13 protein-coding genes are annotated in these 15,626 nt (G+C 72.7%); 8 read left to right on the forward strand and 5 right to left on the reverse strand.

The window, feature by feature from the left end:
• Positions 1 to 4: 4 nt before the first annotated feature.
• The 6 genes from ACQEV1_RS25720 (at position 5) to ACQEV1_RS25745 (ending at position 9,612) form a co-directional block, all read left to right on the forward strand.
• On the forward strand, positions 5 to 1,279 hold the full coding sequence (locus tag ACQEV1_RS25720; protein WP_285583260.1) for an ABC transporter substrate-binding protein: 1,275 nt from the start codon (positions 5 to 7) through the stop codon (positions 1,277 to 1,279).
• Positions 1,280 to 1,336: 57 nt separating this feature from the next.
• Entirely contained in the window at positions 1,337 to 2,347 is a 1,011-nt protein-coding gene (locus tag ACQEV1_RS25725) for a carbohydrate ABC transporter permease (protein WP_433396613.1), read from the forward strand.
• Positions 2,344 to 3,216 (forward strand): carbohydrate ABC transporter permease, encoded by an 873-nt coding sequence (locus ACQEV1_RS25730; RefSeq protein ID WP_433396615.1) that lies wholly within the window; start codon positions 2,344 to 2,346, stop codon positions 3,214 to 3,216. The genes ACQEV1_RS25725 and ACQEV1_RS25730 overlap by 4 nt, the downstream gene beginning before the upstream one ends.
• A 29-nt stretch (positions 3,217 to 3,245) precedes the next feature.
• The gene (locus ACQEV1_RS25735) at positions 3,246 to 4,880 is read left to right on the forward strand and encodes a glycoside hydrolase family 13 protein (protein ID WP_433396617.1); all 1,635 of its coding nucleotides are present in this window, start codon (positions 3,246 to 3,248) and stop codon (positions 4,878 to 4,880) included.
• A gap of 61 nt (positions 4,881 to 4,941) precedes the next feature.
• Entirely contained in the window at positions 4,942 to 7,527 is a 2,586-nt protein-coding gene (locus tag ACQEV1_RS25740) for a hypothetical protein (protein ID WP_433396619.1), read from the forward strand.
• A 165-nt stretch (positions 7,528 to 7,692) separates the two neighbouring features.
• Positions 7,693 to 9,612, forward strand: a complete 1,920-nt coding sequence (locus ACQEV1_RS25745; protein ID WP_433396621.1) for a glycogen debranching N-terminal domain-containing protein — start codon at positions 7,693 to 7,695, stop codon at positions 9,610 to 9,612.
• A 96-nt stretch (positions 9,613 to 9,708) separates the two neighbouring features.
• On the opposite strand, the gene ACQEV1_RS25750 is transcribed toward ACQEV1_RS25745, so the two are convergent.
• Together ACQEV1_RS25750 and ACQEV1_RS25755 are read right to left on the reverse strand one after the other, a co-directional pair.
• Entirely contained in the window at positions 9,709 to 10,563 is an 855-nt protein-coding gene (locus ACQEV1_RS25750; protein ID WP_285583249.1) for a PAC2 family protein, read from the reverse strand.
• A gap of 100 nt (positions 10,564 to 10,663) precedes the next feature.
• Entirely contained in the window at positions 10,664 to 11,122 is a 459-nt protein-coding gene (locus ACQEV1_RS25755; protein ID WP_285583247.1) for a universal stress protein, read from the reverse strand.
• 169 nt (positions 11,123 to 11,291) lie between these two features.
• On the opposite strand from ACQEV1_RS25755, the gene ACQEV1_RS25760 reads away from it, so the two are divergent.
• Positions 11,292 to 12,206, forward strand: coding sequence for an aldo/keto reductase (locus ACQEV1_RS25760; RefSeq protein WP_433396624.1), 915 nt, complete (start codon positions 11,292 to 11,294; stop codon positions 12,204 to 12,206).
• Between the two features lie 127 nt (positions 12,207 to 12,333).
• The gene (locus tag ACQEV1_RS25765; RefSeq protein ID WP_433396626.1) at positions 12,334 to 12,978 is read left to right on the forward strand and encodes an HAD family hydrolase; all 645 of its coding nucleotides are present in this window, start codon (positions 12,334 to 12,336) and stop codon (positions 12,976 to 12,978) included.
• Here the strand turns inward: ACQEV1_RS25765 and ACQEV1_RS25770 are convergent.
• Genes ACQEV1_RS25770 through ACQEV1_RS25780 form a run of 3 tightly spaced genes read right to left on the reverse strand, consistent with a single transcriptional unit; the run spans position 12,975 to position 15,572 of the window.
• Positions 12,975 to 14,168: a cytochrome P450 family protein gene (locus ACQEV1_RS25770; RefSeq protein ID WP_285624672.1), complete on the reverse strand. Its 1,194-nt coding sequence runs from the start codon at positions 14,166 to 14,168 to the stop codon at positions 12,975 to 12,977. The genes ACQEV1_RS25765 and ACQEV1_RS25770 overlap by 4 nt on opposite strands.
• Positions 14,169 to 14,214: 46 nt before the next feature.
• Complete coding sequence (locus ACQEV1_RS25775) at positions 14,215 to 14,346, reverse strand: hypothetical protein (RefSeq protein ID WP_433396628.1); 132 nt, start codon at positions 14,344 to 14,346, stop codon at positions 14,215 to 14,217.
• Complete coding sequence (locus ACQEV1_RS25780) at positions 14,343 to 15,572, reverse strand: MFS transporter (protein ID WP_433396630.1); 1,230 nt, start codon at positions 15,570 to 15,572, stop codon at positions 14,343 to 14,345. The genes ACQEV1_RS25775 and ACQEV1_RS25780 overlap by 4 nt, the downstream gene beginning before the upstream one ends.
• Positions 15,573 to 15,626 lie beyond the last annotated feature (54 nt).

The following is a 15,626-nucleotide window of genomic DNA, read 5'->3' on the forward strand; positions in this document are numbered from 1 at the left end:
GAAAGTGGCATCGATCTCGACCATCGCACGCGGGGTGGTGGCCGTCGTCGCGACGGTGACGCTCGCGGCCGCCTGCGGCAGCGGCTCGAAGACCAAGAGCACGCCCACGAGCCAGGCGCTCACCGGGCGCGGCCCGATCACGCTGGCCCAGGGCAAGGACACCTCGGGCAACGTCCAGCACCAGATCGACGTGTGGAACAAGGCCCATCCCCAGGAGACGGTCCGGCTCATCGAGCTGCCGGAGAGCGCCGACCAGCAGCGCCAGCAGATGGTGCAGAACGCCCAGACCAAGTCCGACGCCTACACGGTGCTCAACCTCGACGTGGTGTGGACCGCGGAGTTCGCGGCCAACCGGTGGGTCACGGCGCTGCCGAAGAACCAGTTCGACCTGTCGAAGTTCCTGCCCGCGGCGGTGCAGACCGGTGAGTACCGCGACAACCTGTACGCCGCGCCGTGGAAGACCGACGCCGGCCTGCTGTACTACCGCAAGGACCTGCTGGAGAAGGCGGGCATCAGCGCGCCGCCGAAGACCTGGTCCGAACTGCAGACCGACTGTGGCAAGATCAAGGGCGTCGGCTGCTACGCCGGGGAGTTCGACAAGTACGAGGGTCTGACCTGCAACTTCTCCGAGGCCGTGGACAGCGCCGGCGGCGAGGTCGTGGACGAGTCGGGCAAGCCGAACGTCAACACGCCCCAGGCCAAGCAGGGCCTGGACTTCCTCGTCCAGGGCTTCAAGAGCGGGATGATCCCCAAGGAGGCCATCACGTACGAGGAGGAGGACGCCCGCCGCGCGTTCGAGAAGGGCGACCTCGTCTTCCTGCGCCAGTGGCCGTACCAGTGGGCGCTGTCGAGCAAGGCGCCGAAGGTCAAGGGCAAGTTCGACGTGGCACCCCTGCCGGGCCTGAACGGTCCCGGCTCGCCGACCCTCGGCGGGCACAACCTGGCGATCTCCTCCTTCGCCAAGAACAAGGCCACCGCGCTGGACTTCATCAAGTACATGACGAGCCAGGACACCGAGCGGGCCAACCTGCTCGCCAGCTCCGAGGCCCCGACGCTCGCCTCGCTGTACGACGAGCCCGCGCTGCAGAAGAAGTTCCCGTACCTGCCGACGCTCAAGGCCTCCCTCCTCAACGCCAAGCCCCGGCCGAAGGCCGTGCGCTACAACGACGTGACCACCGCCATCCAGGAGGCGGTCTACGCGGCACTGACCGGGAAGAGCACCACCGACCAGGCGCTCGCCGGCCTTCAGTCCAAGCTCGGGCCGCTGACCCAGCAGTAGCGGCGCACCGTGGCGGGACGCGAGGGCGTCCCGCCACGGGCTTCCGGAGGAGGATTCATGACGACCACAACCACCGCCGGGCCGGCCGCGGCCCGCAGGAGACGGCGGGGCGACGTGCAGGGGTCCGGACGGCTGGCCGCCACGCTGCTGTCGCCGACCTTCATCGTCCTCGCGCTCGTCGTCGGCTATCCCGTCATCTCGGCGTTCCGCGAGTCGCTGTACCAGCGCGGTCAGGGACTCGACGCGCAGGGCTTCGTCGTGCAGGGCGACAAGTTCGTCGGCCTGCGCAACTACACCGACATCTTCACCGGCCCGAACTCCGACGCGTTCTGGAACGCCTTCTGGAACACCACCTTCTTCACCGTCGTGACCGTCGTGCTGGAGACGGTCCTCGGCGTGGCGATGGCGCTCGTCATGCACCGCGCCTTCCGCGGCCGCGGGCTCGTACGGGCGAGCATCCTCGTGCCGTGGGCGATCCCCACGGTGGTCTCGGGCCTGCTCTGGCGCTGGGTCTTCCAGGCCGACGGCGTCGCCAACGCGATCATCGGCAAGCAGGTCCTGTGGACCACCGAGGGCTTCCACGCCAAGCTCGCCGTCATCATCGCCGACACCTGGAAGACGGCGCCGTTCGTCGGCCTGCTCGTCCTCGCCGGGCTCCAGGTGATCCCACGCGAGGTGCACGAGGCCGCCCGCGTCGACGGCGCGGGGGCCTGGCACTCGTTCTGGCGGATCACGCTGCCGATGGTCAAGCCGGTGCTGCTGGTCGCCGTGCTGTTCAGGCTGCTCGACGTGCTGCGCATGTTCGACCTGCCGGCCGTGCTGATCGGCCTGCACAAGGACTCCGTCGAGACACTGACCATGATCGCCTATGACGAGGCGACCAACCTGCGGTACGGCCCCGCGGCCGCGTACGCCACCATCCTGTTCGTCTACGTCGCCGTCGTCGCGTACACCTTCGTCAAGCTGCTCGGCGCCGACATCATCGGCGACATGCGGCAGACGCGGGCCTCCCGGCCCGCGCGCCCGAAGCGAAGGCCCCTGGCGGCGGCCGGGGAGGTGGCGGCATGACGGCGGCCGTGACGTCCGCGCCGCGCCGGAGGCCGGGCACGTGGAGGCGGACCACGGGCCGGGTCCTCACCCATGTCGGCGTCGTCGTGGTGGTGCTGTACTGCCTGGCCCCGTTCTACTGGATGGTCGTGTCGGCGTTCCGGCGCCCGGATGACCAGTTCGACAACGCGCCGCTGCCCAGTCAATGGTCGGTGCGGAACTTCTCGGCCGTCTTCAAGCCTGGCGTCGGCTTCGGGCGTGCGCTGCTGAACAGCGTCGTCGTGGCCGGGTTCACCACCGCGATCACACTGATCGTCGGCACGGTGACCGCGTACGCGCTGGCCCGGCTGCGGTTCCGGTTCAAGAACGCGGTGCTCGGCATGGTCATCGCGACGTCGATGTTCCCCGGCATCTCGCTGATCATCCCGTTGCTGAAGCTGTTCAGCGACATCGGATGGATCAACACCTACCAGGCGATGATCCTGCCGACGCTGTCGTTCGCGCTGCCCCTGGCGGTCTGGAACCTCACGGCGTTCTTCCGCCAGATGCCCTTCGAACTGGAGCAGGCCGCGATGGTCGACGGCTGCACGCGCGGCGAGGCCTTCCGCAAGATCATCATCCCGCTGGCCGCGCCGGGCGTCTTCACGACCGCGATCCTCACCTTCATCGCCGCCTGGAACGAGTTCATCATCGCGCTGAGCATGGTGAACAAGAAGGAGATGCAGACCGCCACCGTGTCGATCTCCAAGTTCACCGGCGCGTACGGGTTCGACCAGCCGTTCGGCACGCAGATGGCGGCCGGCGTGATCGTCACGGTCCCGCTCGTCATCATCGTGCTGATCTTCCAGCGGCGCATCATCGCCGGCCTCAGCGCCGGTGGCGTGAAGTGACCACCTCCCCACCATCACGAAAGGACGACGTGCGAGCGACCGACTCCGCGCCCTGGTGGCGCAGCGCTGTCATCTACCAGATCTACATCCGCAGCTTCGCCGACGGGAACGGCGACGGCGTCGGTGACATCGCCGGCATCCGGTCCCGGCTGCCGTATCTGCGCGACCTCGGCGTCGACGCCGTATGGATCACGCCGTGGTACCCCTCGCCCATGGTCGACGCGGGGTACGACGTCGCCGACTACACCGGGATCGAGCCGGCGTTCGGCACGATCGCCGACGCCGAGGCGTTCATCGCCGAGGCGCACGACCACGGGCTGCGGGTGATCCTCGACATCGTCCCGAACCACAGCTCCGACCGGCACGCCTGGTTCGAGGCCGCGCTGGCGGCCGGTCCGGGCAGCCCCGAACGCGACCGTTACGTCTTCCGGCCCGGCAAGGGCGAGCACGGCGAACTGCCGCCGAACGACTGGCGCGCGGCGTTCGGCGGCGGCGCCTGGACCCGCGTGCCCGACGGCGAGTGGTACCTCCACCTGTTCGCCGAGGCACAGCCCGACCTGAACTGGGAGAACACCGAGGTCCGCCGCGACTTCGAGAAGATCCTCGCGTTCTGGTTCGACCGCGGCGTCGACGGGTTCCGCATCGACGTCGCGCACGGCCTGATCAAACAGGAGGGCCTGCCCGACGCCGGGGAGTCCGTCGACGTGCTGGAGCCGACCAAGCGCGAGGACCACCCGCACTGGGACCGCGACGGCGTGCACGAGATCTTCCGTGAGTGGCGCCGGGTCGCGGACCGCTATGAGGGCGACCGGGCGTTCGTCGCCGAGGCCTGGGTCAGCGGCCCGGCGCGGCTCGCCCGTTACGTGCGCCCCGGCGAGCTGCAGACCGCGTTCAACTTCGACTTCCTGCGCGCGCCGTGGGACGCCGCGCGGCTGCGCGAGGTGATCGACCGGAGCCTGGACGCCCTCGGCGCCGTCGGCGCGCCCGCGACCTGGGTGCTGTCCAACCACGACGTCGTCCGGCACGTCACGCGGTACGGGCGGCCGCACACCGAGGGCCACGGCCCGCGCGCGGACACGTCCGAGCCGCTCGACCTGGCCCTCGGCGTGCGCCGCGCCCGCGCGGCCGCCCTGCTCATGCTCGCCCTGCCCGGCGGCGCCTACGTCTACCAGGGTGAGGAGCTCGGGCTCGCCGAGGTCGAGGACATCCCGGAGGAGTCGCTGCAGGACCCCGTGTGGGAACGTTCCGGGCACACCTCGCGCGGGCGCGACGGATGCCGTGTGCCGCTCCCGTGGTCCGGTGACGCGCCGCCCTACGGCTTCAGCCCGGACGGCGTGACGACCTGGCTCCCGCAGCCGGCGTCCTGGACGGGCCTCACCGCCGAGGCGGAGGCCGCCGACCCCGATTCGATGCTCGCGCTCTACCGCGCCGCGCTGCGCGTACGGCGGGAGCACCCGGCGCTCGGCGAGGGCACGCTGCGCTGGCACGAGACCCCGGAGGGCGTGCTGCTGTTCTCCCGCACGCCGGGCTTCGCGTGCGCGGTCAACCTGTCCGGCGCGCCGTACCCGCTGCCCGCCCACCACGAGGTCCTGCTCGCCAGCGGTCCGCTCGAGGGAGGTGCGCTGCCGCACGACACCGCCGTCTGGCTCGCCGTCGACGACTGACGGCGGACCGGCGGCCGACCGTCCTGTACCTCGGGGGAGATCTCTGTTCGGAGGAATTCCCATGCGAAGACGTGCCGTCGCGTTCGCGGTCACGTTCATCCTGGTCGCCGGCGCCGCGCACGCGGCGCCGGCGCGGGCGGCCGGTCCGCCGAAGTCCGCGGAGCTGTCCACGACGACCCGGTTGCCGGATCGGCGTGCGGTCGTCATCGGCGACCGCTTCTACTCGGTCTCCACCGAGGACGGCCTCTACCCGGCGTCCGGCTGGCACACCCAGGGGGAGATGGGCGGGTTCTGGACGCCGCCGCTGAAACTGCTCGACGGCGTGTGGTTCGGCCTGGGCGGGCAGTGGCTGGGCGGCGCCCAGGCCAAGGCGGAGCGCTTCACCGCCGGCCAGGGCTACACCCGGATCGCCTACGAGACCGGCGGCGTGCGCGTCGAGCGGACGGACGTCGCGCCCGACGGCGTGCGCGCCGGGCTCATCGGCCTGCGGCTCACCTCGCCGACGGCCCGTACGGTGCGTCTGGACGTCGACGCGCACTCGGAGCTGATGACCGCCTACCCGTGGGGCTCGACCACGCCGGACCAGAAGGCGGCCAACCTGCCGGACACCGGCGCGTACGAGGGTGGCGCGCTGGTGTTCCGCGAGCAGGGCACGCCGAGGGTCGCGAACGCCACCGCGCACGACTTCGCGGCCATGGTCGCCGCGGACCGTACGCCGGTCGCCCACCAGCTCGGCGCCGGGCACCGCGGGCCGCAGGATCCGCCGGTGATCTGCCCCTCGACCGGCACGCCGCCGGACCGGTGCGACGACACCGACTTCGGCAAGGGCACCGGCGGCCGGCTGTCCTATGACGTGAAGCTGCCCGCCGGGCACGACACGACCGTCTGGCTCGCGGTCGCCGGTTCCGACCACGGCACGGCCGAGGCGCGTACGGCGCTGAGCGCCGCGCTGCACGACCCGGCCGGCCTGCTCGCCCGCAAGGTCGCGGCGCGCCGGTCGGTCGCCGCGAACACGGTCGTCGACCTGCCCGGCGACCGGCTGCTGCAACAGAGCGTCGAGTGGAGCAAACAGAACCTCGCCGACTCCGTACAGCAGGCCGATGACCTGCGCCTGCGGGCGACCGAGGAGGGCAAGGCGTACCCGCCGCCGAAGGGCACGCTCGCCCGGGCGCGCTGGATCGGCGCGGGCTGGCCGGACTACCCGTGGATCTTCGGCACGGACGGGGAGTTCACCGCGTTCGCGACCGTCGCCGCCGGGCAGTTCCCCGCGATCGAGGACCATCTGCGCACGCTCCGCGACGTCAGCGACGTCGTCAACGACAGGAGCGGCAAGGTGGTGCACGAGGTCGTCTCGGACGGCTCGGTGTACTTCGGCGCGAACGACGAGGCCGGCAACACCGACGAGACCGCCAAGTACCCCAGCGCCGCCGCGCTCGTGTGGCGCTGGACCGGCGACCGCCGCTTCCTGGACGACGTCTACGACTTCGCCAGGCGGAACATGCGCTACGTCGTCGAGAAGCTGGACGCGGACGGCGACGGCTGGCCCGAGGGGCTCGGCAACGTCGAGCGGCCCGGCATGGGCGTGGAGAAGCTCGACAACACGGTCTACACCGTCCGCGGCCTGTACGACCTGGCCGACATGGCGCGGGCCAAGGGCGACACCGCGACCGCGACCTGGGCCACCTCGCACGGGGACGACCTGGTGAAGCGGTTCGACCAGGCGTGGTGGTACGGCGGCGACACGCACCAGTTCGCCGACTCCCTCGACGACCCGGCGAACCCGGCGAACGACAACACGAAGATCTTCCAGCGGCACTGGATCGGGCTGACACCGCTGGACGCTCTCCTCGTACGGTCCGGGCAGGCCACGCGCCCGCTGGCCACCGACGCGCACGCCCGTGAGGTACTCGACCAGCGAGAACGCCCCTGCTACACGGGAGAGAACGGGCTGTACCACACCGGCACGGGGCCGACCTCCGCCGAGGGCGGCAACAAGGGCCCGGCGTGTGACAGCGCGGTGTCGAGCGTGCAGAGCGACCGCGAGGCGTTCACCATCAACACCGGCATCATGGCGGTCGCCGAGGGGAACTACGGGCGGCTCGCGCAGCAGCGCCGCTACACCGACGACAACGCGCGACAGCAGCTCGACCCGTCGCTGTACGAGATGCCCGGCGCGATGCCGGAGATCGTGCCGAGCCCGGACTTCGACCCGCCGAACATCGACCGGCCGGAGACGGGACGCTCCATGGTCCTGCAGGCGTGGGGCGCGTACGGCAACCTGTGGCCGGTCGTGAGCCAGCAGCTCGGCGTCGCCCCGGACCTGGGACGAGGCCGGCTGGAGGTCGTCCCGCAGGTCCCGCCGGGACAACCGAGCGTGGCCGGCCGGAACATCCGCGTCGGCACGGGCTCGGTCGACGTCTCCGCGGCGGCGTCCGCGACGTCGCTGCGCACGGTCGTGACCGAACGGGGACCGGGAACACGCCTGCTCATCGGCCAGGTGCTGCCCTCCGGAGCCGCGGTCGCCGCGGTGACGCTGAACGGCCGGTCGGTGCCGTACGAGGTGCGGCGCACCGCGCGCGGCGGCGAGGTCGTGGCCGACGCGGGCTCACGCGGAGGCCGGTCCACCTTGGTGGTCACCCTCCGCTGACGCGGGCTCGCCCGGCCCTCCCTCATCGGGGGAGCGCCGGGCGAGCGTCCGCGCGAACCCGTCGATCGGGGCGTCCACCGCGCGGTGCGCCGGGGATCGGCATGTGCGGAGGATGCGGGGGGACGTCATCATGGGGTGAATCTCCCGCGGAACGGAGGAGACCACGTGCCCGCCTCCACCCCCCGTCCGGTCGGTGCGTCCGGATCGGAGCTGCACGACCATCTGACGTGCGTCGCGGCCCCCGCGACCTGGTTGTCCCCGCCCGGCGGCCGGCTCGCCGGTGGTCCCGGCGGACTGTACGTCGCCGACCGCCGCGTGCTGTCGCGGCTCGTGGTGACCCTCGACGGCGCCGAGCCCGAGCCCCGGGACGCCGAGACGCTCGGCGCCGACCGCGTGCGCTTCACCGCCGCCCGCGACGCCCTGACGGTCGAGCGCGTTCGTACCGTGCGGCACGACGGCGGCACCGAGCGGATCACCGTGCGCAACGACGGCGACGGTACCGCCACGGTCACGTTCGAAGTCGCGGCGGCCGCCGATCTCGCCCAGATCAGCGACGTCAAGGCCGGCGACCCGCCTCCGCCGGAGACGCCGCTGCGCGACGGCGCCGTCCTGACCGGCCCCGACGGCTACGAGGTCCGGCTGGAGGGCCGTACGGAGGCCGCTCTGGTGCTGGCGCCCGGCGACCGGTTCACCACGACCCTCACCGTACGAGCCGCGCCGCCGCCGGTGCCGGGGTTCCGCCCCGCGCCACCGGACGGCCCGCCGCCGTGGGCGCGGACGCCCCTGACCGTACGGTCGGCGGACCCGCGCCTGGACGCCCTGGTGTCCCAGGGAGTCGCCGACCTCGGCGCCCTGCTCCTCGCCGACGAGGGCGACCTGTACTGCGCGGCCGGCAGCCCCTGGTACCTCACGCTGTTCGGCCGCGACGCCCTGTGGGCCGCCCGGCTGGCCCTCCCGCTCGGCCACGAGCCGGCCGCCGGCACCCTGCGGACGCTGGCCCGCCACCAGGGCACCGGCCACGACCCGGTCACCGAGGCGGAACCCGGCAAGATCCCGCACGAGCTGCGGCCCGCGTACGCGCCGGGGCGGCTACCGCCGGTCTACTACGGCTCGGTCGACGCGACGGCCCTGTTCGTGGTGACGCTCGCCGAGGCGTGGCACTGGGGAATGCCCGCCGAAGAGGTCGAGGCGTTGCTGCCGGCCGCCGAGCGCGCGCTGGCCTGGCTCGGCACCTTCGAGGAGTTCGTGTCCTACCGCGGCTCGGCCGAACGGCTGCCCAACCAGGGCTGGAAGGACTCCAGCGACGGCATCCAGCACCTCGACGGCACGTGCGCGACCCCGCCGATCGCCCTTTCGGAGGTGCAGGCGTACGCCTACCAGGCGGCCATGCTCGGCGCGGACCTGCTCGAGGCGTACGGGCGGGACGGCGACCGGCACCGGAGCTGGGCGCGGGGCCTGGCCGCCCGGTTCCGCGCCCGGTTCTGGCTGGAGGAGGGCTACCCGGCGATCGCCCTGGACGGAACGGGAGCGCCGGTCGACGGCCTCGCCTCGAACGCCGGCCACCTGCTCGGCACCGGCCTGCTCGACCGCGAGGAGGAGGCTCGCGTCGCGCGGCGGCTCGGCGAGCTGAACTCCGGGTGGGGCCTGCGGACGCTCACCGCCGAGGCCGCCGGGTACGACCCGCTGTCGTACCACCGCGGTTCGGTCTGGCCGCACGACACGGCGATCGCGATGCTGGGCCTGAGCCGTACGGGCCATCGGGAGCAGGCGGCGGAGCTGGCCCGTGGACTGATCGCCGTGGCGCCCGCGTTCGGCCACCGGCTCCCGGAGCTGTTCGGCGGCCACACCCGGCGCGACGGCGCGGCCCCGGTCCCGTACCCGCCGGCCTGCCGCCCGCAGGCGTGGAGCGCCGCCGTGTCCCCGGCGCTGGTCACGGTACTGTTCGGCCTCCACCGGGACGCGACGACCGGCCAGGTGAGCGCCACGCCGCTCCCGGGCTTCGGCCCGATGACCGTCACCGGCGTACGCGCGGGACAGCAGACGTTGACCTTCACGACCGAGGACGGGGCGCCTGCGAGCGACTAGATGAGTGATTTCCAGGGCTTGGTGTCAGTGGTCTGTCGGACCGGGGGAGAGACGGCTTCCTTCAACGTGTCCGCTGCGGGGCGTGACCCGGGTGGCTCAGCCGGGGTCGCCGCCGCCGCGGCGGCGTAGGTAGCGTTCGAACTCGCGGGCGATCGCGTCGCCGCTGGCCTCCGGGAGTTCGGTGGCGTCCTTCTGCTCCTCCAGCGCCCGGACGTACTCGGCCACCTCGGTGTCCTGTTCGGCCAGTTCGTTGACGCCGCGTTCCCAGGCGCGGGCCTGTTCCGGCAGGTCGCCCATGGGCACCGACACGTCGAGCAGGTCCTCCACCCAGCGGAGCAGCGCCAGCGTCGCCTTGGGGGAGGGTGGCTGGGCGACGTAGTGGGGGACGGCCGCCCACAGCGACACGGTCTCCAGCCCGGCCGTGGCGAAGGCGTCCTGCAGCACGCCGAGCACGCCGGTGGGGCCCTCGTAGCGGGCCGGTTCGAGCTGCAGACGGCTGGTCAGGCCGGTGTCGGAGGAGGCCGCGGTCACCGGCACGGGCCGGGTGTGCGGCGCGTCGGCCAGCAGCGCGCCGAGCAGTACGGCCGTCTCGACGCCGAGCTCCAGCATGATCCCGACGATGTCCTGGCAGAACGACCGCCAGCGCATGTTCGGCTCGATGCCGTGGATGAGCACCACGTCGCGGTCGGAGCCGGGCAGTTTGGCCAGGGACATCCTCGTCGTCGGCCAGCTGATGCGCCGGGTCTTGCCGTCGACCAGCTCGACGGTGGGCCGCGTCACCTGGAAGTCGTAGTAGTCGTCCGGGTCCAGCGCGGCCAGCGGGGTGGCCCCCCAGCTCTCCTCCAGATGCTGGATCACACCGCTCGCCGCTTCACCGGCGTCGTTCCACCCCTCGAAGGCGGCGATCACCACCGGCTCGACGAGCTCGGGCACATCGTCGAGCTCGACCACGCTGCCTCCCCATCGGTGCGTCCGTTACACGACATCTCAAGCCTATGTCCTGTAAGCCGCTCGATGCCCACCCGAGATCATCCGGGTGGGCCGGAGAGCGTCACTTGCCGTCGGTCGTACGGACGATCAGCACGTCACAGCGGGCCCGGTGGGACAGGTTGGCCGGGACGGAACCCAGAAGACGGCCGGCGAGGCTGTTGAGCCCCCGGTTGCCGACGACGAGCAGGTCGACGCCGCGTTCTTCGGTCAGTTCGAGGAGCGTGTCGACGGCGTCGCCGGCCACGGCGACCTCCTCGACGTCCTTCGCCCCGACGGCGATGGCCCGGTCGCGCGCGGCCCGCAGGGCGTCGTCGGCGGGGGTGGACCCCTCCACCTTGTAGGCCAGGTCGCCGAGCTGATCGCCGGCGCGGGCGCGCTCGCGGTCCGACATCGGATGGTAGGCGCAGACCATGATCAGTTTCGCCCCGGCGTCGGCCGCGACGCGTCCCGCGGCCTCGACGGCGCGGAACGATGAGGGGGAACCGTCGGTGCCGACGAGGACCTTGCGGTACGAAGCCACGGATGCTCCTTAGGGCCGCCGTTTGTCTGCTTGTTGGAGATTCTGTCAGTAGGACAACGCGCCGGGGCCCCAACGGTGACGCGGCGACCGTGAGGTCGATCACCCGGCCGGGTCCCGACACCCCAACCTGCCCGGCGACGAGCGGGAACGCGGTCGTAGAGTCGGCCACATGACGAAGATCTCTGATACCGAACTCGACGTCTTCCCGCTCTGCCTGGGGGGCAACGTCTTCGGCTGGACCGCGGACGAGGACGCGTCCTTCGCGGTGCTCGACGCGTACGTGGCGGCGGGCGGCAACTTCATCGACACCGCCGACCTGTACGCCGGCGGCGAGTCCGAGAAGATCATCGGCCGGTGGCTGGCCCGGCGGGGCCGCCGCGACGACATCGTGATCGCCACCAAGGTGGGGATGGCGGGGGAGCGGGCGAACCTCAAGCCCGAGACGATCCGCGCCGCCGCCGAGGACTCGCTGCGGAGCCTGGGCGTCGACCACATCGACCTGTACTACGCGCACCGCGACGACCTCGGCACGCCGATCGAGGAGACCCTGAGCGCGTTCGACGAGCTGGTCCGCGAGGGCAAGGTCCGTCACATCGCGGCCTCCAACTACGAGGCCCCGCGCCTCGCCGCCGCCCTGAAGATCTCCGAGACCGAGGGCCTGGCCCGCTACGTGGCCCTGCAGCCGCACTACAACCTCATGGAGCGCGGCTTCGAGGAGGACCTCGCCGACCTGTGCGCACGGGAGAACCTCGGCGTGCTGCCCTACTTCGGGCTCGCCCGCGGGTTCCTCACCGGCAAGTACCGGCCGGGCGGGCCGGAGGGCGACAGCCCGCGCGCCGAACGCGCCCGCGAGTACCTGAACGAGCGCCGCGGCGTGGCGGTGCTCGGCGCCCTCGACGAGATCGCCGCCGCCCACGACACGAGCCTGGGCGCGGTGGCCCTCGCGTGGCTGCTGGCCCAGCCGACCGTGGTCGCGCCGATCGCCAGCGCCCGCAACACCGAGCAGCTCGCCGGGCTGCTGCCCATCGCCGACCTGACCCTGTCCGCCGACGAGCTGGAGCGGCTGACCAGCGCCTCCGTCTGACCAGGGCCCGTTCACGCCACCGGCCGTCCCGTACCCGCCGTACGGGACGGCCGGTGGCGTGAACGGTCACGCGCCTCACGTAGGCTCGGGCATCCCGATTCCCCCGCTCGCCGAGGAGGCGATACAGGTGCTTCAGGCGGTCCTGTTCGACATGGACGGGCTGCTCGTGGACTCCGAGCGCCTCTGGTTCGAGAGCGAAGCCGAGATCATGGCCGACCTGGGCGCCTCGTGGGGCCCGGAGGACCAGGAGACGCTGGTCGGCGGCTCGATCGCCCGCACCGTCGCCTACATGCTGGCGCGTACCGGCCCGGTCGCCGACCCGGAGGAGCTCGGCCGCCGGCTGCTGGCCGGCATGGCCGAGCGGCTGCGCGCGAACGTCCCGATGATGCCGGGCGCCAAGGAACTGCTCGATGAGGTACGCGAGGCCGGCGTCCCGTCCGCGCTGGTCTCCTCCACCCATCGCGCGCTGATGGAGTACGCCCTGGACGGCATCGGCCGCGACCGTCTGACCCTCACGGTCGCGGGCGACGAGGTCGCCCACACTAAGCCCCATCCCGAGCCGTACCTGACCGCGGCGCGGCTCCTGGACGTCGACCCGCGCCGCTGCGTCGCGCTGGAGGACTCCCCGAGCGGCACCGACAGCGCCACCGCGGCCGGCTGCCACGTCGTCGCCGTGCCCAGCGTCGTCCCGATCCCCGAGGCCCCGGGCCGTACGGTCGTGTCCTCCCTGCTCGAGGTCGACCTGGCCCGCCTGCGCTCCCTCGTCGCCTAGGCCTGGCGCCGGCCGTCGGCGGCCCGCAGGGTGACCGGGAGAGTGCGGAGCCCGCGGTTGCGGAAGGAGTTCCGCCAGTGCAGGTCGTCCTCGGCGACGGCGAGCGCGAGGTGTGGGAACCTCCGCAGCAGCGCGCCGATGCCGACCTCGACCTCCATCCGTGCCAGCGACGCGCCGAGGCAGTAGTGCGGGCCGTGCCCGAAGCCGAGGTGCGGGTTGTCGGCACGGCCCAGGTCGAGCCGTTCGGGGTCGGGGAACCGGTCCGGGTCGTGGTGCGCGGACACCAGGGAGAGCATGACCGTCTCACCCGCCGGGATCGTCACCCCGCCGAGTTCGACGTCCGCCACGGGAAAGCGCCGGATGGCCAGCTGCGGCGGTGGGTCGAACCGCAGCAGCTCGTCCACCGCCGCCGGGGTCAGCCCCGCGCGTGCCCGGGCCAGCGCGTCCGGCCGGGTCAGCAGCGCGACGAGGCCGTTGCCCAGCAGGTTCATGGTGTTCTCATAGCCGGCGAACAGGACCAGGAACGCGGCCGAGGTCAGTTCGTTCTCGCTGAGCCGGTCCTCCCCGTCGCGGAGCCGGACCAGCGTGCTGAGCATGTCCTCGCCCGGCGCGGCTCGCCTGGCCGCGATCAGGTCGAGGATGAAGCGGTACAGCGAGCTCAACGCGTCGCGCGCCTGCTGCGGGGTGTCCGGCGCGAGAAGGCCGTCGGTCCAGGAGCGGAAGTCACGCCGGTCGGCCGCGTCGACGCCGAGCAGGTCGCAGATCACGTTGATCGGCAGTGGGGCGCAGTACGCGGGGAGCAGGTCGATCTCCTCGCGTCCGTCCAGGGCGTCCAGCAGCTCATCGGCGATCTCCTGGACGCGGGGCCGGAGACGCTCGACCTGACGCGGCGTGAATCCCTTCGCCACGACGCGGCGCAGCCGCGTGTGGGCCGGCGGATCCATGTTCAGCAGGTTCGCGTCCAGGGCGGGCGGCAGCGAGAACCCCTTGTACCCGCCGCTGGAATGGGCCTTGTCGAGCGACAGGCGTGGATCGGCGAGCGCCTGGCGCACGTGCTCGTACCGGGTGACCAGCCAGACCCGGGTGCCGTCCGGCGCCAGGGCGCGGTGCACCGGTCCCTGTTCGCGGAGCCGGGCGTACGTGGCGCGGGGCGCGGTGACGAACTCACCGTCGATCTCTACGGGTCGCACCGCGCCCAATCTACCGATCCCCGGCGCCGTACGGTCGGGCGTCGCCTCAGTCCTTGAGCGGGTCGTGGCCCCGGTTCATCGGGGAGTAGCGCCAGCGGGTCTCGCGGACGTCGCCGTCCGGGCGCTGCGCGAGGTGGCGGCGGATGTAGCCGTCGACAGTGCCATACCCGCGGCTCACCGGTCCGCACCGGCCGCTCGCGGGCGGCCGGACGGGACGCGGCGCGCCCGGCCGAGCAGCGCGACGACCACCAGCCCCGCGCCGCCCGCGAACGTGATCGCCAGGTCGGGCGGCACCATCTCGCCGAGCGCGCCCGCCGTGGCGAAGCCCACGCCCTGTATCGCCATCAGCCCCGCGGAGTTCACCGCGTACGCGCGCCCGAGCAGTTCCGGGGAGGTCACGTCGAGCAGCAGCTGGTCCAGGCCGAGCACGTACGCGCCGCAGAGCCCGGCGGCGGTCAGCAGGACCAGCGCGGGAACCAGCGGCGGACGCGCGGAGAAGAACAGCAGCGGCACGAAGCCGCAGGCGGCCAGCGGGGCGCTCAGCCGAGCGCGGCGGGCGGCCGGGATCAGCCAGACCCCGGCCAGCTCGCCGGCGACGGTGCCCACCGGGGCGGCGGCCAGCCACCATCCGGTCGCCGAGGCCGGCAGCCCCCGCCCGGCGACCGCGGGCGCCGCCAGCGCCTCCGGCCACGTCATCAGGAACGGCACCAGCCAGCCCAGGAGCAGGACCCGCCGCAGCGGCCCGTTCGCCAGCACCCGCGTCACCCCGCGCAGCGAGTCGCCGGCGAGCGAGCCGCCGGCCCGCCCGCGCGCCGGCCGGCGCACGAGCAGACCGCGCAGCACCAGCGCCGAGGCGGTGAACGTCACGGCCTCCACGCCCAGCACCGCCCGCGGCGACAGGGCGGCCAGCAGCCCGCCGCCGGCCGCGTACCCGGCGACCTGGGCGCCCTGAGCCACCAGCCGCAGCAGCGAGCGCGCCGGCACCACCGCCTCCGGCGAAAGGACGTCGGCGACCAGCGCGCCCCGTGCCCCGGTCGCGACCGGGGTCAGCAGGCTCATCACGCACAGCAGCGCGAACAGCACCGGCACCGGCACGCCCGGCACGGTCATCACCGCGACGATCGCGGCGCAGCCGAGGTCGCAGCCGGCCAGCAGCCGCCGCGACGGCACCCGGTCCACCAGGCCGGACAGCAGCGTCCCGCCGAACAGGTACGGCAGGAACGTCGCGGTGAAGGTCAGCGCCGACAGCAGCGGCGAACGCGTCTGCCGGTAGACCAGCACGGTCAGCGCCAGCCCGGCGACGACATAGCCGAGCATCGACACGACGAAGGCGCCGAACAGCGCCCGGAACTCGGCGGAGGCGAACGCGTCCCGGTAGCGCCCCGCCCGGGGGATGGTGCTCACCCGCCGAAACTGGCAGAACCTACGCTGAGGGCGCGAAAGATTCGTTAGGGGGCG

It is taken from the genome of Actinoallomurus sp. CA-142502 (assembly GCF_050936355.1).
In the GTDB taxonomy this organism is placed as follows: Bacteria; Actinomycetota; Actinomycetes; order Streptosporangiales; family Streptosporangiaceae; genus Actinoallomurus; species Actinoallomurus iriomotensis.

Bases quoted from the DNA above. Each gene is read 5' to 3' on its own strand.
- ACQEV1_RS25730 (WP_433396615.1), top strand. From the start codon at position 2,344: ATGACGGCGGCCGTGACGTCCGCGCCGCGCCGGAGGCCGGGCACGTGG.
- ACQEV1_RS25740 (WP_433396619.1), top strand. From the start codon at position 4,942: ATGCGAAGACGTGCCGTCGCGTTCGCGGTCACGTTCATCCTGGTCGCC.
- ACQEV1_RS25725 (WP_433396613.1), top strand. From the start codon at position 1,337: ATGACGACCACAACCACCGCCGGGCCGGCCGCGGCCCGCAGGAGACGG.
- ACQEV1_RS25760 (WP_433396624.1), top strand. From the start codon at position 11,292: ATGACGAAGATCTCTGATACCGAACTCGACGTCTTCCCGCTCTGCCTG.